22 protein-coding genes and 1 pseudogene are annotated in these 19230 nt (G+C 64.3%); 10 read left to right on the top strand and 13 right to left on the bottom strand.

Translation table 11 applies throughout. From position 1 onward, the window contains the following. Positions 1-10 precede the first annotated feature (10 nt). Both CVV68_RS12860 and CVV68_RS12865 read left to right on the top strand, forming a co-directional pair. Entirely contained in the window at positions 11-715 is a 705-nt protein-coding gene (locus tag CVV68_RS12860) for an FHA domain-containing protein (RefSeq protein WP_110501412.1), read from the top strand. Then, positions 712-5148: a type VII secretion EssC family protein gene (locus tag CVV68_RS12865; RefSeq protein WP_110501413.1), complete on the top strand. Its 4437-nt coding sequence runs from the start codon at positions 712-714 to the stop codon at positions 5146-5148. The genes CVV68_RS12860 and CVV68_RS12865 overlap by 4 nt, the downstream gene beginning before the upstream one ends. 90 nt (positions 5149-5238) lie before the next feature. On the opposite strand, the gene CVV68_RS12870 is transcribed toward CVV68_RS12865, so the two are convergent. Beyond that, a complete protein-coding gene (locus CVV68_RS12870) occupies positions 5239-5886 on the bottom strand; it encodes a maleylpyruvate isomerase family mycothiol-dependent enzyme (protein ID WP_110501414.1) in 648 nt (215 codons plus the stop codon). A gap of 320 nt (positions 5887-6206) precedes the next feature. On the opposite strand from CVV68_RS12870, the gene relB reads away from it, so the two are divergent. Genes relB through CVV68_RS12885 form a run of 3 tightly spaced genes read left to right on the top strand, consistent with a single transcriptional unit; the run spans position 6207 to position 7536 of the window. After that, positions 6207-6428, top strand: coding sequence for a type II toxin-antitoxin system RelB family antitoxin (gene relB / locus CVV68_RS12875; protein WP_110501415.1), 222 nt, complete (start codon positions 6207-6209; stop codon positions 6426-6428). Further along, positions 6425-6574 carry a type II toxin-antitoxin system RelE family toxin gene (locus CVV68_RS12880; RefSeq protein WP_110501416.1) on the top strand — a complete coding sequence of 50 codons (150 nt, stop codon included), beginning with the start codon at positions 6425-6427 and terminating at the stop codon, positions 6572-6574. Before relB ends, CVV68_RS12880 begins: the two co-directional genes overlap by 4 nt. An 8-nt stretch (positions 6575-6582) precedes the next feature. Continuing rightward, a complete protein-coding gene (locus tag CVV68_RS12885) occupies positions 6583-7536 on the top strand; it encodes a DMT family transporter (RefSeq protein ID WP_110501417.1) in 954 nt (317 codons plus the stop codon). A gap of 157 nt (positions 7537-7693) precedes the next feature. Here the strand turns inward: CVV68_RS12885 and CVV68_RS12890 are convergent, their stop codons facing one another. The 8 genes from CVV68_RS12890 to CVV68_RS12925 form a co-directional block, all read right to left on the bottom strand. After that, positions 7694-8386 carry a DJ-1/PfpI family protein gene (locus CVV68_RS12890; RefSeq protein ID WP_110501418.1) on the bottom strand — a complete coding sequence of 231 codons (693 nt, stop codon included), beginning with the start codon at positions 8384-8386 and terminating at the stop codon, positions 7694-7696. Between the two features lie 237 nt (positions 8387-8623). Continuing rightward, positions 8624-9004 carry a VOC family protein gene (locus tag CVV68_RS12895; RefSeq protein ID WP_211320830.1) on the bottom strand — a complete coding sequence of 127 codons (381 nt, stop codon included), beginning with the start codon at positions 9002-9004 and terminating at the stop codon, positions 8624-8626. Positions 9005-9110: 106 nt separating this feature from the next. Then, positions 9111-9410, bottom strand: a complete 300-nt coding sequence (locus CVV68_RS12900) for a GNAT family N-acetyltransferase (protein ID WP_110501420.1) — start codon at positions 9408-9410, stop codon at positions 9111-9113. A gap of 15 nt (positions 9411-9425) precedes the next feature. After that, on the bottom strand, positions 9426-9632 hold the full coding sequence (locus CVV68_RS12905) for a hypothetical protein (RefSeq protein WP_110501421.1): 207 nt from the start codon (positions 9630-9632) through the stop codon (positions 9426-9428). A 34-nt stretch (positions 9633-9666) separates the two neighbouring features. After that, positions 9667-10608: a phosphotransferase gene (locus tag CVV68_RS12910; protein ID WP_110501422.1), complete on the bottom strand. Its 942-nt coding sequence runs from the start codon at positions 10606-10608 to the stop codon at positions 9667-9669. A gap of 22 nt (positions 10609-10630) precedes the next feature. Continuing rightward, on the bottom strand, positions 10631-11122 hold the full coding sequence (locus CVV68_RS12915; protein WP_110501423.1) for a DM13 domain-containing protein: 492 nt from the start codon (positions 11120-11122) through the stop codon (positions 10631-10633). 162 nt (positions 11123-11284) lie between these two features. Then, the gene (locus CVV68_RS12920; RefSeq protein WP_146238885.1) at positions 11285-11599 is read right to left on the bottom strand and encodes a hypothetical protein; all 315 of its coding nucleotides are present in this window, start codon (positions 11597-11599) and stop codon (positions 11285-11287) included. A 206-nt stretch (positions 11600-11805) separates the two neighbouring features. Beyond that, complete coding sequence (locus CVV68_RS12925) at positions 11806-12213, bottom strand: EVE domain-containing protein (RefSeq protein WP_110501425.1); 408 nt, start codon at positions 12211-12213, stop codon at positions 11806-11808. Positions 12214-12523: 310 nt separating this feature from the next. On the opposite strand from CVV68_RS12925, the gene CVV68_RS12930 reads away from it, so the two are divergent. The 4 genes and pseudogenes from CVV68_RS12930 (at position 12524) to CVV68_RS12945 (ending at position 15605) form a co-directional block, all read left to right on the top strand. Further along, positions 12524-12814: a DUF4287 domain-containing protein gene (locus tag CVV68_RS12930; RefSeq protein ID WP_110501426.1), complete on the top strand. Its 291-nt coding sequence runs from the start codon at positions 12524-12526 to the stop codon at positions 12812-12814. Positions 12815-12882: 68 nt separating this feature from the next. Next, complete coding sequence (locus CVV68_RS12935; RefSeq protein ID WP_110501427.1) at positions 12883-13506, top strand: maleylpyruvate isomerase N-terminal domain-containing protein; 624 nt, start codon at positions 12883-12885, stop codon at positions 13504-13506. Positions 13507-13685: 179 nt separating this feature from the next. Further along, positions 13686-14587: pseudogene (locus CVV68_RS12940) on the top strand (NADP-dependent oxidoreductase). A gap of 127 nt (positions 14588-14714) precedes the next feature. Beyond that, positions 14715-15605 carry a hypothetical protein gene (locus tag CVV68_RS12945; RefSeq protein ID WP_110501428.1) on the top strand — a complete coding sequence of 297 codons (891 nt, stop codon included), beginning with the start codon at positions 14715-14717 and terminating at the stop codon, positions 15603-15605. Between the two features lie 170 nt (positions 15606-15775). Here the strand turns inward: CVV68_RS12945 and CVV68_RS12950 are convergent, their stop codons facing one another. The 3 genes from CVV68_RS12950 to CVV68_RS12960 all read right to left on the bottom strand — a co-directional run bounded on the left by CVV68_RS12950 (position 15776) and on the right by CVV68_RS12960 (position 17164). Then, positions 15776-16051, bottom strand: coding sequence for a type II toxin-antitoxin system RelE family toxin (locus tag CVV68_RS12950; protein WP_110501429.1), 276 nt, complete (start codon positions 16049-16051; stop codon positions 15776-15778). Continuing rightward, on the bottom strand, positions 16048-16323 hold the full coding sequence (locus CVV68_RS12955; RefSeq protein WP_110501430.1) for a type II toxin-antitoxin system prevent-host-death family antitoxin: 276 nt from the start codon (positions 16321-16323) through the stop codon (positions 16048-16050). The genes CVV68_RS12950 and CVV68_RS12955 overlap by 4 nt, the downstream gene beginning before the upstream one ends. A gap of 79 nt (positions 16324-16402) precedes the next feature. Beyond that, positions 16403-17164 carry a class I SAM-dependent methyltransferase gene (locus CVV68_RS12960; RefSeq protein ID WP_211320831.1) on the bottom strand — a complete coding sequence of 254 codons (762 nt, stop codon included), beginning with the start codon at positions 17162-17164 and terminating at the stop codon, positions 16403-16405. Between the two features lie 110 nt (positions 17165-17274). Between CVV68_RS12960 and CVV68_RS12965 the strand changes: the two genes are divergently transcribed. Next, positions 17275-17865: a TetR/AcrR family transcriptional regulator gene (locus CVV68_RS12965; RefSeq protein WP_110501432.1), complete on the top strand. Its 591-nt coding sequence runs from the start codon at positions 17275-17277 to the stop codon at positions 17863-17865. A 168-nt stretch (positions 17866-18033) separates the two neighbouring features. On the opposite strand, the gene CVV68_RS12970 is transcribed toward CVV68_RS12965, so the two are convergent. Continuing rightward, entirely contained in the window at positions 18034-18921 is an 888-nt protein-coding gene (locus tag CVV68_RS12970; RefSeq protein WP_245933518.1) for a phosphotransferase family protein, read from the bottom strand. Between the last annotated feature and the right edge of the window lie 309 nt (positions 18922-19230).

A 19230-nucleotide genomic window follows, 5' to 3' on the forward strand; every position in this document is an offset into this window, starting at 1 on the left:
AGTGGGCACCATGGGGGAATTGGCCATCGATTTTTGTGGTGAATGGTACGAACCGTCGCCGGAATCCGTCTTCAGCATCGGGCGCGAAGGGGACCTGGAGATTGACGACAACCCGTACTTGCACCGCAAGTTCCTGGAAGTTAGCCGCTACGACGGAATTTGGTGGCTGACCAACGCCGGCACCATGCTCTCAGCCACCATTGCCGACGCGGCCGGCGGCATGCAAGCCTGGATGGCGCCCGGTTCCCGCATACCGCTGGTCTTTGCCCACACCAATGTCATCTTCACAGCCGGTCCCACCACCTACGAATTTTCCGTGCACCTGAAAGCACCTTCATTCATGGCGCAAAGCCGGGGCGAGGACTCCGCCGGGTCCACCACCATCGGCCCCGTCGTGTTTACCGACTCGCAAAAGGCCTTGATTGTGGCCCTGGCCGAACCCATGCTGCGCCGCGACGGCACCGGCTTCAGTTCCATCCCGTCCTCGGCGCAGGCCGCCAGGCGGCTGGGTTGGGCACTGACCCGGTTCAACCGCAAGCTGGACAATGTCTGCGACAAGCTGGACCGCGTCGGCGTGGTGGGGCTGCGCGGTGGCGGCGGAAAGCTGGCCACCAACCGCCGCACGCGCCTGGTGGAACACGCCGTCAGCTCACACCTGGTAACCGCCGATGACCTCCCCCTGCTGGACTCTCTGCCCGGAAAGGACGACGAGTGAGGATACGCCTTACCCTGCGGCGGTCTCCGCAGGAAGACAAGAACCTGGCCGTTACGGTTGATGGCCTTGCCACGGTGGGGGACATCGCCACCGAACTGTACCTCTCCGATCCCTCCCGCAAGGGTGCCGCGGCCCCGCCCAACCTCTCACTGACGGTGGAGGAATCCGTGGTGGGCGGCGTCCGGGGGCGGACACTGCCGCCGGACGGGAACCTGCTCGAATCCGGGCTGCGCCCCGGCGCCACGGTGTCCCTGACCCAGGTCAGCGACACCTTCCACCTGCCCCATCAGGACAGGGGGCCGGCCGCCGCCACCTTGCGCGTCATCGCCGGCCCGGACGCGGGCAGGGAATTCGCCCTGCCGCTGGGCACCAGCTATGTGGGCCGGAACTTTGACGCCGACGTGCGTCTGAGCGACCCCATGACCTCCAAGCGCCATGCCCGCATCACGGTCGGGGAGACCGTGGAAATTGCGGACACCGGCTCCGCCAACGGACTGATGATGGACGGGATCGCCATATCCCGCGCCGTTCTGGGCTCCTCGGACGAGGTCACGCTGGGCGAAACCACCATATCGGTGGTCAGCCTGGGCCGGGGCGCGCAGTCCGGGCCCACCAGCCCGCTGGTTGAATTCAACCGTTCCCCGCGCGTGGTGCCCCGCTTCAAGGTCGAGGAGCAGACCATCCCCAGCGGCCCGCAGCGGCCCAAGCGCCAACGCTTCCCGCTCGTGATGATGGTTGCCCCCATCATCATGGGTGCCGTCATGTTTGCCGTCACCAAGAGCCTGTTCAGCATCATGTTCATGGCCATGATGCCGATGATGATGCTGGGCAGCTACTACGATCAAAAGTCCCAGATGAAGAAGGACCTGCAGGAAAACATCGAGCACTTCCGCGCGGCCGTGGCGGAGTTCCGGCGCCAAATGACCGCCCGCCAGCAGGTGGAGCGGGCCGTGCGGCTGGCCGAAAGCCCGTCCGCCAGCGAGACGGTGGACGCCATCTACAAGCTGGGGCCGCTGCTGTGGACACACCGCCCCGAGCACAAGGCGTTCCTGTCGCTGCGGCTGGGTGTGGGCCGCCAGCCCTCGCGCACGCCGGTCAAGTCGTCAAACGAGAACAACACCCTGCCGGAATTCATGGCCGAGATCGATGACCTGAAAACCGAGTTCGGCGACATTGACGCCGTCCCCGTAGTGGCGCAGCTGCGCCACAGCGGCGCGCTGGGCGTGGCCGGACCGCGGGGCGTGGTGGACGACGTCGCCCGGGCGCTGGTGCTCCAGGCCGTCGGGCTGCATTCGCCCGCCGAACTGGCCGTGGCCGCCATGACCTCCATGGAATCCAAGGAGCGCTGGGAATGGCTGCAGTGGCTGCCCCACGCCGGTTCCGTGCACTCACCCCTGGCCTCCGGCCACCTCGCGGCCGGCACGGGCGCCGCCAGTGTGCTCCTGGCGGCGCTGGAAGACCTCATTGTCACGCGCGGGGCAAAGCTTGCCGCCAACTCCGCGGCCCACCGCGGGGCACTGGACGCGGACAACCCGGAGCTGCCGGCGCCCCTGGTGCCGGCACTGCTGGTCGTCGTGGAGGACGACGTCAAGGTGGACCGGGGCCGGCTGAGCCGGTTGACCGAACATGGGGCCGACGTCGGCGTGCACGTGCTCTGGGTGGCCGGCTCCATCGAAGCCCTTCCGGCGTCCTGCCGCGACTTCATTCGGGTTGAGGAGACAGCCACCACCGGGCAGGTCCGCCTCGGCGGCCTGACGTTTCCGGTCAGCTGCGAAAGCGTCGATGCCGACCTTGCCGCCACCCTGGCCCGCATGTTGGCGCCCGTGGTGGACATTGCCAAGCCCGTCGACGACGATTCGGACCTGCCCCGCAGCGTCTCCTATGTGACGCTGGCGGGGCACGACCTGGTGGAAGGCACCGCGGGCATTGCCGACCGCTGGCTGGAAAACAACTCGGTGTCCACACGCGCGGTGAAAAACCGCAAGTTCCAGGGCTCGCTGCGCGCCCTGGTGGGGTCCAAGGGTGTTGAGCCGATGTACCTTGACTTGAAGACCGAGGGGCCGCACGCACTGGTGGGCGGGACCACCGGTGCCGGAAAGTCCGAGTTCCTGCAGGCCTGGGTGCTCGGCATGGCCGCGGCCTACAGCCCGGACCGGCTCTCCTTCCTGTTCGTGGACTACAAGGGTGGCGCAGCTTTTGCCGACTGCGTGCAGCTGCCGCACACCGTGGGCCTGGTCACCGACCTCTCCCCGCACCTGGTGCGCCGCGCCCTGACCTCGCTGCGCGCCGAACTCCACTACCGGGAGCACCTGCTCAACCGCAAGAAGGCCAAGGACCTGCTGGCCCTGGAGCGGGAAGCCGATCCGGAGGCGCCGCCGTCGCTGGTCATTGTGGTGGACGAATTTGCCGCCCTGGCCAGGGAAGTGCCGGAATTTGTCGACGGCGTGGTGGATATTGCCGCCCGTGGACGCTCCCTGGGCCTGCACCTGATCCTGGCCACCCAGCGCCCCTCCGGCGTCATTAAGGACAATCTGCGCGCCAACACCAACATGCGCATCGCCCTTCGCATGGCCGACGTCGACGACTCCCAGGACATCCTCGGCGATGCGACGGCTGCGTACTTCAGCCCGTCCATCCCCGGGCGCGGTGCGGCCAAGACCGGCCCGGGCCGCATCCAGGGCTTCCAGACCGGCTATGCCGGCGGCTGGACCACCAAGACCCCGCAGCGTCCGCGCATTGACATCGTGGAGATGGACTTTGGCTCCGGCGCCGCCTGGGAGCAGGAGGTGGCGGCCGTGCCCGTGGAGGATTCCGCCGGGCCCAATGACATCGCCCGCGTCGTGGCCAATGTCTCGCTGGCCGCCGTCGAGCTGGGAGTCAAACCACCGCGCAAGCCGTGGCTGAGCGAACTGCCGGACAGCTACGACTTCTCCAAGCTGCCCAACCCCCGCACGGACGAAAAGCTCCTGCTGGGCGTCATGGACGACCCCGAGCACCAGGCCCAGCCCACCGTGTTCTTTGAACCGGACCGCGATGGAAACATGGCCATTCTCGGGGCCAGCGGTTCCGGCAAGTCGGCGGCGCTGCGCACCATCGCCATCGCCGCGGCCATCACCCCGCGCGGCGGTCCCGTGCAGGTCTACGGCATCGACGCCGCCTCCAACGGGCTGGCGATGCTTGAGGTGCTCCCGCACGTGGGCGGCATCATCAACGCCGAGGACAACGAACGCGTGGGCCGGCTGCTGCGCCACGTGCGTGGCGTCATTGAAGAACGGGCGGAGAGCTTTGCCGCCGTGAAGGCAGGCACCATCGCCGAATACCGGCGGCTGGCGAACAAGCCCAACGAGCCGCGCATCATCGTCATGGTGGACGGCCTGGCCACGTTCCGTGAGATCTACGAGTTCCGCGTGGGCATGTCACAGTTTGAAACCCTGCAGCAGATCGCCACCGACGGCCGACCCATGGGTGTGCACATTGTCATTGCCGGCGACAGCACCAAGTCCCTGCCGGCGTCGTTGGCGGCCTCCGTGCAGCGGATGCTGGTGCTGCGCATGGCCACGGTGGACGACTACTCCAACCTGGGAATCCCGCGCGATGTGCTCAACGCCGCGTCGCCCCCCGGCCGCGGGCTAATCGACGACGGCGAGGTGCAGCTGGCCATTTTTGGTGGCAATGCGAACCTGGCACTGCAGGCCCGGCAGGTGGAAAAGTTGGCCGAGGCCATGCGCCGCCAGGGCGTGCCGGAGGCGCCACGGATCGTGTCGCTGCCGGAAACCCTGGACCTGAACGTGCTGCCCGCAGCCGCCCCGGGACAGGCAATCATTGGCGTCGACGACTTCAATCTCGAGCCCGCCGGCCTGGCCGCCAACGGAGCGCTGATGCTTACCGGCCCGCCCGGGTCCGGGCGCACCACGGCCCTGGTCACCCTGGGGGAGGCACTGAAGCGTTCGACGCCGGCCACCCGGCGCGTGTACCTCGGCTCACGGAAGTCCGCGGTGGCCAGCATGCCGGTGTGGGACGAGGCGTTCACCACCAACAACGGGGTGGAGCCGGAACTGGCCCGGCTTCTTGAACTCGTGGAGTCCGAGACCCAGGAGGTGGCGCTGTTCATTGAGGGGGTCACCGAATTTGCCGATTCCATGCTGGAGATGGACCTGGTGAACCTGATCAAGGCTGCCGTCAAGCTCAACGCCCTGGTGGTGGGCGAGGCCGAATCCTCCACCTGGTCAGGGGCCTGGAACTTCGCCGGGCTGTTCAAGGCCGGCCGCCGCGGCCTGCTCATGAACCCGGGAGACCTGGAAGGGGACACCTTGATGAACACGCCGCTGGGGCGCACGTACAACAACAAGTTCATCCCGGGACGCGGGTACATTGTGGGCCGCGGCAAGGCCGTTAAGCTCCAGGTCGCCAGCACCATGGACCACGAACGGTAATGACACCCCTACGGCACTGAGGATGCCGATGTGGTTATTTGAGCATGAATTATCGGGTTCAAATCACCACGTCGACATCCTGGGCGGCCGTCATGACCCGCATCTTGCCCGTACGGTTTCAAGGCCGGGCCCGGTGAGCTCGCCGCAGTAGGCGCCGCGCCCTGCCATCACCATCGTCAACGCCAAGGTGGACCCCGAGACGAGCGCGCCGCCACCGCCTGCCACGAAGGGGCCGTCGGTGGCTTCGAGGCGCAAGCCTTCGATGGCCCCGCGGCTGTTCACCGTGAAGTTTCGGCGGGCATAAAAGGTGGCAACGGCGGTGACCACGTCGATGGGCACCGTGCGCTCAATCCCGAGAGGACGGCGGATGTCTTCGCCGTGGACAACCACTTCACCGAGCCATGCCTCCGTGGGCCCGGGAGGGGAGATGGAACTGTCCACGACGGCGCGAAACCGCGAGAGCGTTTCGGCGGGGGTGGCGCCGAGCTGCTCCGCCAGGCGCCGGTCATTATGCAGGTCGAAGTCGAATCTGGCACCGAAAACGCTGGAGAACCAGCGCAGGGGACCGAGGCTTGCGGCTGCGGTGAGATGGGCGGTGACTTCCTCGATGGTCCACCGGCTGCACAGGGAAGGCAGTGGCCACTGACCGCTGTCGAGCCTGGCAAGGTCGTGGGCGAGTGCGGCTCGCTCCACATGGGCGGCCCTCCAGAGGCTGCTGCGCGTGGAGTTCTGTGGCATGGCTTCTCCGGCGTTGATGGAGCGGCGGTGGTTGCAGGGACGGTGTTGTCGGGGGACGGGGAATCGAAGGCAACACGGCCCCCGCACTCTCAATTTATAACGTACAGGAGGGCTCGCCGCAAAGCCCCGGGTTTGGAACATAATGGGTGGCCGGCGTCAGGATCCACGGAACCTGGCGGCTGGCCGGGCGCATGGTGCCAACCGCTGCACCCACCCCGGAAAGGAGCTGAAGGCGTGCCCCTTGCCACCAGCGCATTCAACCTTCCGGACCACCTCACAACCATGTAAACTTGTCTTAGCCGTAGTGGGAAGGTGCAGCCATGACTATTTCGATTCGACTCACAGCCGAGGAAGAAGCCCGTCTTGACGGTCTTGCGCGGCGTACCGGCCGATCGAAGAGCTTTTACGTCAGGACCGCGCTTCATGCGTACCTGGCGGACCTCGAGGATGCGTTCGCGGCCGACTCTGCGATCGAGGATTTCGAATCAGGTGGCCGTCGCAGCCGCCCACTAGCTGCCTTGAAGGCCGAGACTGAGCGGTGACGCCCCGGCGCGGCAAGGGTCTTACCGCCAACCACGCAGGTGTCTGGCGCTACCGGGTAGGTGGCTACCGCCTCCTCACCCAAATCATTGACAGCACGCTCACCGTTCTGGCGGTTCGGGTGGGCCATCGTCGCGACATATATTGAAGGGCCGGATGAAGCACACACCGGGTCGATTTCGGTCCATCTCCCTGAGCCGGCAGGAAATTGCCTTGATCGCGATCACCACCGTCTGGGGCGGGACGTTTCTGGCAGTTCATGTTGCCATGCGGCATAGCGGGCCGATGTTCTTTGTGGGGCTTCGATTTGTGGTGGCGGGACTGCTGGCCTGCATCCTTTTTCGCCGGGTGTTGCGGGGCATGACGTGGAAGGATGTTTGTGCCGGGGCAGCAATCGGCGTCATGATCTTCTTCGGCTACGGACTGCAGACGTACGGCTTGCAAACGGTAAAAAGCAGCACTTCCGCGTTCCTGACCGCCCTGTATGTGCCGATGGTGCCGTTCCTTCAGTGGGCGGTTTTCAGGAAGCGGCCGGGTGCCATGACTTTCATCGGCGCCGCACTTGCGTTCGTCGGGCTGGTTCTGCTGGCCGGCCCCGCCGCGGTCCGTGTGGGTTTGGGGCCGGGGGAGATCGCCACCTTGGTCAGTACAGTGCCGATAGCCGGCGAGATCATTTTGATCAGCTTGTTTGCCGGCAAGGTCAACTTGGGCCGCGTTACGGTGGTGCAGTTGCTGGTCTGCGGCGTCATCGGATTCATTGCCGTGCCGGTGGTAGGCGAGGGCATTCCCAGCTTCTCGTGGGTCTGGGCCGCCACCGGGGTGGGCTTGGGAGCTGCGAGCTGCGTTATCCAGGCGACGATGAACTGGGCGCAAAAGTCCATTTCGCCCACCCGGGCCACGATCATTTACACGGGCGAGCCCGTCTGGGCTGGAATCTTCGGACGCCTCGCCGGGGACCGGCTCCCGGGTGTGGCGATCGTGGGCGCAGTGCTGATTGTGGTCAGCGTTCTGGTCAGTGAAATCAGGCCACGTTCAAACCCCCGTCCGCGAACCCCCAAGGACACCATGGCGGTGGCATTGCCGCGCACTGAGCAGGGGCTTCACGAATGAGTGGCCGCGGGGAGAACCTGATTCCGCACGGCTTGGGGCGAGAGTGTGACCGGCCAGGGGCGCTGCCTCTCTCGGCGATCACCAATCCGTCGACGCCCGGTCACGGTCAACGGTCCTTCACCTGAAGGTGCGCAAGTCGTTCCCCTTTGGGGAAGGCTCAGTCTCCCGCTGTTTCCAGGGCGCGGGCGGCCTTCTGGACTCGTTGAAACCGGAGCCCATGCGTGGCCGCGATGATCTTGTTCACGACTGCCTGATCAGCTTTTTCCGGGGATCCATTGTCGAAGGGTGGTGCGGGATCGTACTCGATGGCCAGCTGGATGCTCCTGGCAATTTCGTCGCCGAAGAGTTCGGCCGCCAGAACGAACGCAAAATCGATTCCCGAGGTGACACCGGCCCCGGTAATCCTGTTCCGGTCACGGACAACTCGATTACTGACTGGCAGCGCTCCGAACGTGTCGAGCATTTGCAGTGAAGCCCAATGGCTGGTCGCCCGGTAGCCGGTCAGGAGACCGGCGGCGGCCAGGGTGAAGGAGCCCGTGCAAACAGAGGTAACCCAGCGGGCCCCTTCGGCCTGGCGTCGCAGAAAGTCCAGCACCACAAGGTCGTCAAACACGTCGAACGCACCGTTGCCGCCAGGTACGAAGAGCACGTCCGCTCGTGGACAGTCGTCCAGGGTTACCGTCGGGACGATGCACCAACCCGCATCGGTCGGCACGGGGTCAAGGGTATGCCACGCCAGGTGAACTTCGGTGTTGGGGAACTTCGAGAAGACCTGGGCCGGGCCTGTGAAATCCAGCTGGGTGACGTTGGGGAACAACAGGACAACTATTTGCAATGGAGCATCAGCCATGCCATCACTTTACGGTGCTGACGCTCTCCGCAGGCTGGACCCAAATGGTCCTCCATCGGGATGACGCCAATCGGGGTGGTGCGCCATGACGACGGGGTCGCCGGGAATGCCGCCATGTAGTCGAGTTTTGCGAACGTCATCGGGCGGAATGGGAGTCGCGGGGTCCAGGTACATACCTTTCACGAAGGAACCGCGCTCAATTCGGAACGCGGGCGGCACGGTCTTGGCGGAGAGGTCTTAGTCGGGGCGGACGGCGGTAAGGCAAAAGGGGTGTCCGGCAGGGTCAGTAAGCACACGCCATTGCCCGGGGGCCGGCTGGTGTTCGGCGAGTGCAGCACCCAGTGCGACGGCGGACTTGGTTGAGTTCTCCAGTTCCTCCACGGCCACATCAAGGTGCATCTGCTGTTGTTGGGGACCACCGGGCCAAGCCGGAGGGACGTGGCCGTCGACGCGCATCAGCGTCAGCATTGGTCCGGCTCCTGCAAGGGCAATGACTGCCCGGTCTGGAGTGGCAAAAGCCTCTTCGAGGCCCAGAAGCCGGGTATAGAAGGCTGCCAGCAGATCGGGGTCGGGGCAATCGAGGGATATGGAGGCAAGGTGTCCAACGCGTTCTGTCATGCTCATAAAGCTACCAAGAGGGGCGGACAACCGTGGGCTGAACCGCACCGTTCCCTGACAACGGGCCCTACCGCCACTCCATTGGGGACATTATGGCGGGGAATGACTATGCACGGGGCGCGAACCCGAGCTTCAGGTTCGCGCGGATCGCGGGAAGGTTTTCGCGGTGGTGGAAGGTTCGGACGGCGGGGGCGCCCGCCGCACGTGCGAAGCGGAGCGCGAGAACCTTCATTGCCAGGGCGATGCCGCGCTTCCGGTACTCGGCCCGCACTCCGGTCATTTCCCCGAACATGTATCCCTCTGCGAGGTGGTCGGAGAGCGCGCACATGCCTACCCACTCATCGCCGTCGAGCGCGATGATGACGCCGTCGGGCATGAACGAGGGCACCTCAATGCGCTGTGCCACGTACTCCTGCAAGGTTTAGAACTCTCCGCGGTTCGGGATGTCTCGGGAACAGGCTTTGTTGAGTTCATGCAGCCTGCGTCGGTTTTCATTGCTGTCGCCGAGGTGGGTGAAGTCTTCGAAGCGGAGCCCGGCCGCCAGATGGCCTTCGAGGGTGGCCCGGAACGGCGTTTCATCAAAGGATTCGAGGTCCAGGCTGAGTTTGCACCAATCGTCGTCTGCCATGGGGTTATCGTCCCATGCCGCCGGTCCGGCGACCTCACTTCCGTCGGACGCCGGCGCGCTGGAGCCGCTCAGATGCTTGTTCAGTAACGGCGCTGAGGGCCACAGACTCGGAATGAAAAAGGGACTCGCCACGGGCGTTGTGGAGCGCCGGCCAGAGGCTCGCGGCCCAGGCAACTTCATGCTCGTCTTCGGAAAACAACCTCCCCCGTGCCTGTTCGTAGCAGGCAATGAATTCCTTCGAGTCCTCAACGGAAGCAAGCGACGGGAGGGCGGTGCTGGCAAAGGCACCGGCTGCTGCACCGACGATGGCCGCCTCCGGAAGGGCAACGAGGCTGTCCCAGTCGTGCACGGCCCAGGCGCGCTTGCCTTTCCAGCGAAGGTTCTGGCTCTCCCAGTCGCCGTGGCCGACAACTACCGGCAGCGCGGTTCGGCCGAGCCGCTCCGAGACGGCCCGGGCAATGGTGTGCACATGGCGGGGAACGAGATCCTGGTCCTTGTCATCGACTGCTCGGTTTGGCGGCCACAGGCCACCCGTTGGTGGATTCCAGTGCATCCACGGCGGCGGCGTGCCCAGTCCGGCAGGGGACTGGGATTGAAGAATTCCGGCAAGCTCCGCCAAAAGCCTTGCGGACCGTTCGGCAAAAGGCAGTCCGCCGCCGGTGTGCATTTCGCCGCCCGGGAGCCATTCTTCGGCACTGGCCACCCACCCCGGACCGAGCGGCTCAGCGTTGACAACGGGCCGGGCGCACGGAAACCCGGCGTCTTTTGCGATCTTGTGAATTTGAAGGCACCGGTTGATCCTGGCGGCCGACTCCGGGCGGACCTTGACGGCTACGGCTCCGTGTTCCTCGGAGTCGTAGCGGAACGGGGTGGACATCTGGCCACCGGCAACGGCCTGCAACGAGGTGAGGGATCCGGGACCGAGCGCGCGAACACACCATGCCTCGACACGAGCGGATAATTCGGCCGTCACCATCGTTCGATTCTACAAAGGGATCCTACTTCTCCTGCAGGTTTGCGGTGCCAAACGCCTCACGCGACTTGTTGCTGTAGATCGTGACACTGTGAATCTCGGGCAAGCCGTCAATCATGCGGGTCAGGTCATAATTTTGTGTTCCCGTACGGGACGCAAGCGGCGCCACCTGAAACTGGTTGGGATTTTCGACGACGTCGTCCCCGGCGGAGTTGCGCGTCATGGCTCCGGGATTCAGATTGATGTAAAGGTCGTCCCCGGCCCCCGTGGAGAAGTCCTTCAACGTCAGCACCAGGCTGCCGGGTTTTTCAGCGAGTGTCACCTCGCCGTTGGTTGGGGCGGCCTGGGAGACAAACGTGCCAGTGAGAATTCTCGACGGCGTCCCGGTGGCGGTAGCCAGGGAACTGGACGGCGCCGTCGTCGGGCTTGACCTGGATTCGGCGGGAGCCGTGGCGGTGCAGCCCGATACGGCCAGCGCTACAGCGGCCGCACCAACCAACAGGCGTGCAAAATTCATGATCCCCACTTCATATATCCGGCCATGGCAGACACCGGGGCCGTTGCTTGAGCAGTGCAGTTGTATCCTAACCCGGCAAAAATGGACCTGGATGGATTATCGGCTGACTACTCGGATAGTCAAGCCACCGGCCGCACTGAGGTGATGCTCGACGATCGGCCATCAGTGCCGTTCGGACAGCCCGGCCAGTCCCCGTTCAGCACTGAACCAGTCGCCATCCACTACTGGCTGAGCCTCGCCGGTGACCAGGTATACCGGCACGTGCGCCCACGGTGACGGGTACCCGAAGCCCGCATCGGGACTGGGGGCCACGTTGCGAATGAATCCAACACAACGGGTGGCCAGGTCGGTGCGCCCGAACACGTCGCGCATGAGGAACGAACCGCCGTCGGCCGGGCTCTCTTGGGCATCGTCAGCCCACAAATAGCGTGTCGGCAGGTTTGGCCCCTTGGACGTCGGACGGCAGACGAATTCCACTACGTCGCTTGGACTCCGCCGGACCAGCAGCAACCGTATGACAATCACCGATTCCGGGACTGTGCAATCTTGCCCAACCCAAGCCTCCGCGGAACTGCCCGGCGGCAGCCAAGGGGCATCGCGGGTAGTTGCAATTCGGTGTTCGCCGGCCGTCTGCCCATGCTGCGAGGGGACACTTCCGTCTGCCGGATCCGAGGGTGTCGGCGTCACTGTGCCATGGCGTTTCGGAGTACGACGGCGTCGTGGTCGTCCAGCGGTATGAGGCCGCGGCGCAGCTGGTAACCCCAGTTGGCTTCGGCGGTGAGGTGCAGCTGGTCCCGCACAGCCACCAGTGCGACGGGCGTTGCGTCCAGGTAGCGGACGCGCCGTCGGAAGGGTTTAAAGGTGCCCTCGTCCGCCTGCCAGATTTCGTCGTCGGCGATGTCCCCGATGGCAGTGAACTGTTGGAGTGGGGTGCGGTCTCCGGTTTTCTCGACGGGGGAGTAGTAAACGAGGGTGTCGCCGGTGCGCATGCGTGCCAAGCCCGGCCGTTTCCCGTGTCCGATCTGCCCGATGCCCAAAGCGACTCCACGGCGGACGTGTTCGGCGGATATGACGCCTAGCCATGCATTCACGTTGACTCCTGGATTTCCTGGGCAGCTGTGGCACGCATCCGGACGGCGACGCCCTCCCCGGGTTGTAGAACCAAATCGATCCGATTGGCATGAGCGCAAAGAGCGCCCTGTCCTTATCGGCAAACTACTGGTGAACACCGACCGGGCCGCATTGAGGATGGCCTGGCGCTTGGCTTCGCTTCTGCGATCGGCGGTGCCCTACTCGCGATGGGGTTGCATCCGATATCCTTCCGGTACTGAACGGTACCGTACCATTTTTTAAAGTGATGCCAGTCACCCGAATAAAATCCGAGTGCGAGGAGCTTGAACGATGTCATTCCAGGCGTATCTTGACACCATCGAAAACAAGGCAGGCCTCACCCCGAGGGAACTCCTCGCGTTGGCGCATGATCGTGGATTGGATGAGCCACCGGTCCAGGCCGGCGCCATCATTGACTGGCTGAAAGAGGAGTACGGACTCGGACGGGGCCATGCAATGGCCATGGTGCACATCGTGAAGAACGGGCCCACCATCAGCGAAAAGCATGTTGGCACCGACGGGACGCACCGGGATGAATCCACTGAACTGTGGCTTGATGGTAAGAGCAGCCGCCCCAAATAGCAGTCTTGGAAGACGGCGGAACGAAAGGTTACCGACGCGTGGCCAAAAAATGAGGAGTCGCAGCCTACGTGAATCTTGAAAGCGATCCAGATCGGGCGTCGCAACTTTGCTTCGAAGCGCAGGCACGTCTATTGGACCGAGTCGCAGAGTTGACGGACGACGACGTCAGTTCCCCGAGCCTGCTGCCAGACTGGACTGTTGGGCATGTCTTGACCCATCTTGCCCGCAACGCTGAAGCGCACGCACGCCGGCTCGCTGGTGCGCTGCGCGGTCTGGATGTACCCAAGTATGAGAGCGGTCAGCAACAGCGCCGGAGCGAGATCGAGGCAGGCGCCCACCGGTTGGCTGGCGAGATCATCGCTGATCTTGCGACCAGCCTGTCGCATCTTGAGGAGGTTTTCGCCCTGTGCGCCGCTGCAGGGTGGCCCAATGGCCAGTTCCTCGGGGGAGGGGATTACGGTGTGGCGGGATGCCCGGCGCACCGGCTGCGCGAAGTGGAGATGCACCACGTAGACCTGGGACTCGGCTACACCCCGCTGGACTGGCCGGACGAATATGTGGCCTGGGATCTGCCGGTGTTGCTTGCCTGTGCTTCCGAAAGGATTGGTTCCTCCAGCGAACGACGACGGTTCATGGCCTGGTTGGCCGGCCGGGGGCCGTTGGAAAAGGCTCCGACGCTGGCACCGTGGTGATAAGTTCGCTGCCTGCGAGGGCCGTCTGGCGATGTGCGGTGAGGCTTAGGTGGCCTCAGGCCGGGGCAACCGGTTTTGCCAGTAACGATGGATAATTGTGCTCTGGAATTGGCAGGTACAGAAGGGGCTCTTGCGGTCCACAAGTTTGCGCGGCCTTGGGGCCGGAATCGGAGGGAGAGATGAAGGCAGCCCGCTTCAGCCAATTCGGGGGCCCGGAAGTCCTTGAGATCGTGGAACTTCCCGATCCGCATCCCGGCCCGGCCAGGTCCGGATCGCGGTGCGTGCGGCGGGCATCAACGCGAGCGACTGGAAGAAACGGGAGGGCCTGATGGACAGGGAGCTCCCACAGACATTGGGCTACGAGGCAGCAGGGATCATCGATGAGGTCGGCAGCGGCGTCACGCACGGCATCGTCGGAGATCGAGTCTTTGGACTCTGCATTGAGGGGGCCGCCCAAGCCGAGCTGGCCGTCCTTTCCTACTACGCGCCCATCCCGCCGTCGCTCGATTTCGCAGGTGCTGCCGCCCTGCCGTCCGTGGTCGAGACGGCCACGCGCGGGCTCGACCAGCTCGGCGTCGTCAGCGGAAACACGGTGCTCATCAACGGTGCCTCCGGAAGCGTTGGCAGCGTTGCGGTCCAACTCGCCGTGGCGAGAGGTGCGCGCGTGATCGGCACCGCCAGTCCCGCCAGCCACGACTACCTGCGCTCGTTGGGTTCGGAGGCTGTCGTGTACGGCGAAGGACTTGTTGACCGCGTTCGCATGCTTGCTCCGGGCGGCGTGGAGGGGGCGCTCGACGTTGCCGGGAGCGGTGTCCTTCCCGAACTCATCGATCTCGCCGGTGGCCCGGAGCACGTCGTGACCATCGCGGACTTCGCTGGCGCGCAGGAGCATGGAGTGAGGTTCAGCAGGGGCGACGACGGCCGCGCGGTCCATGCGCTTGGCGAGATCGGCGCGCTAGTTGAATCCGGGCGCTTTTCGCTCCCGGTTGCGCAGACCTTTCCGCTCGCCGAGATCGCGCGGGCGCACCGTGCGGGCGAGGACGGACAGGTGCGGGGGAAGCTGGTGCTGCTGATCGACTGATGAGGCTGTGAGACTCCCGCAGCTGCAAACCATCGGGGAGTCGCGCGCTAAATCGAGAGTCGCGCATTGCAGAAGTGAGCCAGAGGGCCCTGCACTGGTTTGACCGTCCGGCAGCTACGCTGGCCTCATGGAATCCTTGACCAATGCTGATGCTGGCGACTGGCTTAGGCCGCTGCTGGATACCGAGTGGCATGACATGCACGCAGTCGTGCCGCGGGGCTTCCCCGCTTACGCGAGGATTTTCCATCCGGTGGGGCGGGACCGCCCGGCGGACACCGGAACGTGGCACGGCCATGACCGAACTGATGTCTTCCCACTCCAAACTGAAGAGGCGTCGTGGTGCGCCGTCGCGCGGGCGTTCGGGACCGAGATGCACCCGCTGGCTCAGTTCCACCGCGTTCTTGGCCAGGCGTCGAACGGGCAGGAAATTATGGATGCCGAGGGCTGGCGCTATTCGGAACCGTTGACCGGAAACCTTGCGCCGGAAATACTCGCCGCGGCCACCGTCCACCTTTGCGAGCACACGTCCACACCCGAACAGGGCGTGTCCGCCATCTGGGAGGGATGGGGAGGCCTGGCAAGTTCCGCCGGTTATGCCCAGCTCACCTTTTCCGGCGATGGGATCCACGTGGAAAATACTGTCGCTGCTGCGGTCCTGGGGAGCGGACCGGGATCGGGCCTGCTGCCGGCGTCGGTAGTCAATGGAGGCACACCTGACCTGCCCGGGCGCGCCTACTACTTGTTCAATGCTGCGCCACAGTTTTACCTCAATTCTGATTGGGTGAACCATGTGCCTTGGCACCATTCGCCGGAGTGGCCGCAGTCACCGAACATTCTGTGGCCGGCGGACAGAAAGTGGGTCTTGGTGACAGAAATCGACTTCGATTCCACGGTGGTCGCTGGCAGCCCTGAGCTCATATCAGCGCTCGTGCGAGACCCGATCATCGAAGCGCTGCCCCTGCGGGAGGGTGCGGATTTGACCTGGGACGCCGACGCCTTCAACCGGCCTGCGAAGTAGCCAGCCCTGTCACAACCACGGACGCGATTCTGGCATTGCGCCCAGAAGGATCGGAGTCCTCACAATGCCATGATCCCGAAGGGGAACCTGCTATGGGATACTCCCTCGCCACGATCCTGCCTTGGCGGGAACCGTTTACTGGCAGAAGCCAGGTTCGCACTCCGCGACCATCAGAGTCCGCGATAGACGCTGCTGCGGTGGGCTACCCGTAAGGCGAGAACCACGAGTTCAGTGTCTTTGATCGTGTAAACAACGCGATACTCGCCGACGCGGATTCGCCAGAGACCTGGATACCCCACGAGGGGGCGGACACCGCCCGGTCGCGGGTCGGCACTCAACGCGTTGATGGCCTTGATGACACGGCGCGCCACCGGTTTGTCGAGCCTGGACACCTCCTTGAGCGCTTTCGGGTCATATTCGACAGTGAACGGATCAGCTGCACTCACAACCCGAGTGTCCGGGCCGCCTCATCCGCCGAGACAGCCTTGGTGCGGCCGGCGTCGAGATCGGCCAATCGCTCCAACGCGATCCGACCGTCCTCGCTGTCGAGCATCGCCTCGTAGCGGTCAACGAACTCGGCTGGCACGATCGCAGCAGCCCGCTTCTGCCCTCGCCCGCGCGTCACGTAGGTGATCTCGCCACCGAACGCAGCCCGGTTCACGGCGTCGGAAAAGTGGTTCCGCGCTTGGCTGACGGAAAGCTCGGTGTCTCTACTCATATCTCCAGTATGCGCCAGAAACGCCAACTTAGCCACATATTAAATGCCTGAGACAATGCCGTGACGGGAACGCCAAACGCTACAAGGTTTGCCTCTCCGCGATCCCACCCACGGTTGTATATGCGAGAACGAATTCTCCGCCTACCGCGTCGATCGCGACCCCCATACCGGCCAGAAGGGCTTCGAGTCTCTCCTTCGGCAGGCGGTTGATGCCGCCGGAGGTCGAGGCCTGCTCCAACCACGCGTCGCGGCTAATGGTCGTCTCCCAGTCGAAGGCGACTCGCTCGATCGGACGGAAAGCGTTCGTGGCTCGGATCCCGGCCTCGGCCACGTTAATGATCCCGTTGTAGGCACCGCGCCGCAGCGCCGTCGCCCATGGGTTGAACGGCAGCCCGGTATCGAGCGAAGCGAAGACCTTCCCGAACTGCGCGGCGAGTTCGGCCGGCGGCCGGGCCTCGTTCCAGAACAGCACCAAACAGCCGCCGGGCCGGAGCACGTCCGCAGCCCTGGCAGCCCCCGAGACGGGGTCGACCCAATGCCAGGTCTGCCCGGCGATGAGACCGTCGAACATGCGGCCGGCAGCAACCCATTCCTCGAACCGCGCTACCTCGACATCGAATCCCTGGAGGCGGGCGAACTGGGCCATACGCGGGTCAGCTTCAACGCCGAGCACAGTGAACCCGCGATCGCCGAACGGCCGAGACGAAATGCCGGTGCCGATTCCGACGTCAAGGATCGCCCTGCCGGGCATGCGGCGGGCGATCTCGTCAATGAACGCATCCGGGTAGTGCGGTCGGGTCCGATCGAAGCGAACGGCATCGTCTCCGAAGGATTCAGCCATCTCGCGCCGTTGGTGAGATCCACCTCCCGAATCGGGAGGCGATGCCGGTATAGTGACCATGCGCCACTCTAAATGGGCATATGCCCACTAGTCAATGGATCGGAGGCCGGATGCCGACCGGAGTCGCGCTCCACGATGCACGCGCACAGCTACTCACGGCGGCCGAGCACGTCCTGCTCCGCGACGGCCCCTCGGGCCTGACAAGTCGTGCCGTCACCGACGAGGCCTGCGTTGCCAAGGGCGTCCTACACCGACATTTCACGGATTTCGACGACCTGCTCGCCGCCCTCGTCCAAAACCAGATCTCCGCCTTAAATCGCATGGCGGCCGAACTCGTCGACCAGGTCGGCTCCGGAACAGTCGGCGGAAACCTCTCCACCGCGCTCTCCGAGCTGTTTCACCCGCCCGGGCTAGCTCTCATTCGCCTCATTCTGTCTCGGGACGAACTCCGTGCCCGCCTGCGTTCGGACACGAGACAAGGCATCCCGTTCCTCACTGAAGCCGTCACCGGGCTCAGCGCTTACCTGACTGCCGAACAACACGTCGGCCGCATCCTCCCCAACGCGCGGCCGGACACACTCGCGCACGCCTTAGTCGGGACCGGGCATCTACTCTTCGCCGGCGGATTCGGCGGATTACCCGACGAATCCGCAGTACGCGAGATCGTCGAGGCGATCACCGTCGGTGCAGCGACATCCTAGGAGCCTCGACAGGGCGCGTCGTATCCCGGCGAAGTATCAAAAATTTGAACATGAAGCACGACTGCGGTGCCGCCGTCCCGCAAGGGAAACGGTTACCAGTCAACCAGGCCTGGAATGTGGTCGGTTCCACGGTGGTGAAGATGGGAGCCTGGCAATGCCTGTCCAGGTCTAGAAGCGCTGGAGTGATTGGCCCAGCATTTGGTGTCCCTGGGCCTCGAACATTTCGTCCCCTACCAAGTGGGCCCACACGGCTGTGCCGATGGCTTCCCGGAGCAGGTCCATTCGCCAGACAACCTCGGAGCGAGGATCACCGCCGTACCCTGCCAGGAAGGTTGCTTCCAGAGTTGCGTTTTTCCGCCACTGCTGCACCGCCAATCGACAGAGGTCCGTCGCTGCTGGTCGAAAGTCAAACCGACCGAAGTCTATTGCCCTTAGCTCGCCATTTTCGCTGATCCAGTTTCGCGGTTGCCAGTCTCCGTGCGTCGGGACAACCACTATCGGGAGCGGCCGGTACTCTGTGAGGCGCTGTCGGGCCTCTCGCTCCACTTCTGGATCGATCCGATGCTTTCGGTCAAGCCAGGCTAGTGACTTCGCCGTCACACGAAACTCATATTGATCATCAATACGGCTCTCCTGGCCGTGAAGCAATTTCAGTAGTTCACCAGCCTGAGCATGAGCGCTCTCGGCGAGTTCCTCACCTGTGCCCTCTACCAAATCCCCATCGAGGTAATCGAGCACCAAGAGATTCAATTGTCGGCTCGAACGCAGCAACCCGCCGGCCCGGCCGCTGGCGACCAGTGGACTCGTGTAAGACTCATGGGCGGTGATCTCGCGACCGATGTGATGGTTGTCGGGTCCTGCAGCCTTGACGATCACTGTGCGATCGCGAGTACTGACGTGGAGTACCTTCGTGTCCACCTGACCCCACGACAGGTCTGCAATAAGAGAAGGAGTGCCGAGCCACGTTCTGGCGAGCTCAGCCTGCTGCTCAGATAATTGTCCGCCGTCCCATCGCCCCATGAGCAGGAAGCCTATCAGTGGATCGAACCCAACCACCTCGGTTCGCTCACTATTGGGACCGTCCCATATGCCGGTCCCTCGCCGGGCAAACCACCCGCTGAACTGCACTGTCGTCTCGCAGGTCAATTCTCCGTCCGTAAGACGGGCCCGGTGAGCCGTCCGCTGAGCGGGCGGCGGACATTCTTGGCGGGGGGCGATTTGCTGATGTGCTGCTCGAGGATTTCCGCGTAGAGCCATGGCATTGCCGCCCGCGTATGGCCCCTGATGGCCAACGGCAGGGGACACATCCCAACGACAGCCCGCGCTTTCGCATGGCCCCCCAGGGGTGCCACTGTCCTGGAACTT

This window comes from Arthrobacter livingstonensis (genome assembly GCF_003219815.1).
In the GTDB taxonomy this organism is placed as follows: Bacteria; Actinomycetota; Actinomycetes; order Actinomycetales; family Micrococcaceae; genus Specibacter; species Specibacter livingstonensis.

Coding starts and splice junctions, on each gene's coding strand:
- CVV68_RS12860 (WP_110501412.1), top strand. CDS start 11: ATGGGGGAATTGGCCATCGATTTTTGTGGTGAATGGTACGAACCGTCG.
- CVV68_RS12870 (WP_110501414.1), bottom strand. CDS start 5,886: ATGCCACAGAACTCCACGCGCAGCAGCCTCTGGAGGGCCGCCCATGTG.
- relB (WP_110501415.1), top strand. CDS start 6,207: ATGACTATTTCGATTCGACTCACAGCCGAGGAAGAAGCCCGTCTTGAC.
- CVV68_RS12885 (WP_110501417.1), top strand. CDS start 6,583: ATGAAGCACACACCGGGTCGATTTCGGTCCATCTCCCTGAGCCGGCAG.
- CVV68_RS12890 (WP_110501418.1), bottom strand. CDS start 8,386: ATGGCTGATGCTCCATTGCAAATAGTTGTCCTGTTGTTCCCCAACGTC.
- CVV68_RS12895 (WP_211320830.1), bottom strand. CDS start 9,004: ATGACAGAACGCGTTGGACACCTTGCCTCCATATCCCTCGATTGCCCC.
- CVV68_RS12905 (WP_110501421.1), bottom strand. CDS start 9,632: ATGGCAGACGACGATTGGTGCAAACTCAGCCTGGACCTCGAATCCTTT.
- CVV68_RS12910 (WP_110501422.1), bottom strand. CDS start 10,608: ATGGTGACGGCCGAATTATCCGCTCGTGTCGAGGCATGGTGTGTTCGC.
- CVV68_RS12915 (WP_110501423.1), bottom strand. CDS start 11,122: ATGAATTTTGCACGCCTGTTGGTTGGTGCGGCCGCTGTAGCGCTGGCC.
- CVV68_RS12930 (WP_110501426.1), top strand. CDS start 12,524: ATGTCATTCCAGGCGTATCTTGACACCATCGAAAACAAGGCAGGCCTC.
- CVV68_RS12945 (WP_110501428.1), top strand. CDS start 14,715: ATGGAATCCTTGACCAATGCTGATGCTGGCGACTGGCTTAGGCCGCTG.
- CVV68_RS12955 (WP_110501430.1), bottom strand. CDS start 16,323: ATGAGTAGAGACACCGAGCTTTCCGTCAGCCAAGCGCGGAACCACTTT.
- CVV68_RS12960 (WP_211320831.1), bottom strand. CDS start 17,164: ATGGCTGAATCCTTCGGAGACGATGCCGTTCGCTTCGATCGGACCCGA.
- CVV68_RS12965 (WP_110501432.1), top strand. CDS start 17,275: ATGCCGACCGGAGTCGCGCTCCACGATGCACGCGCACAGCTACTCACG.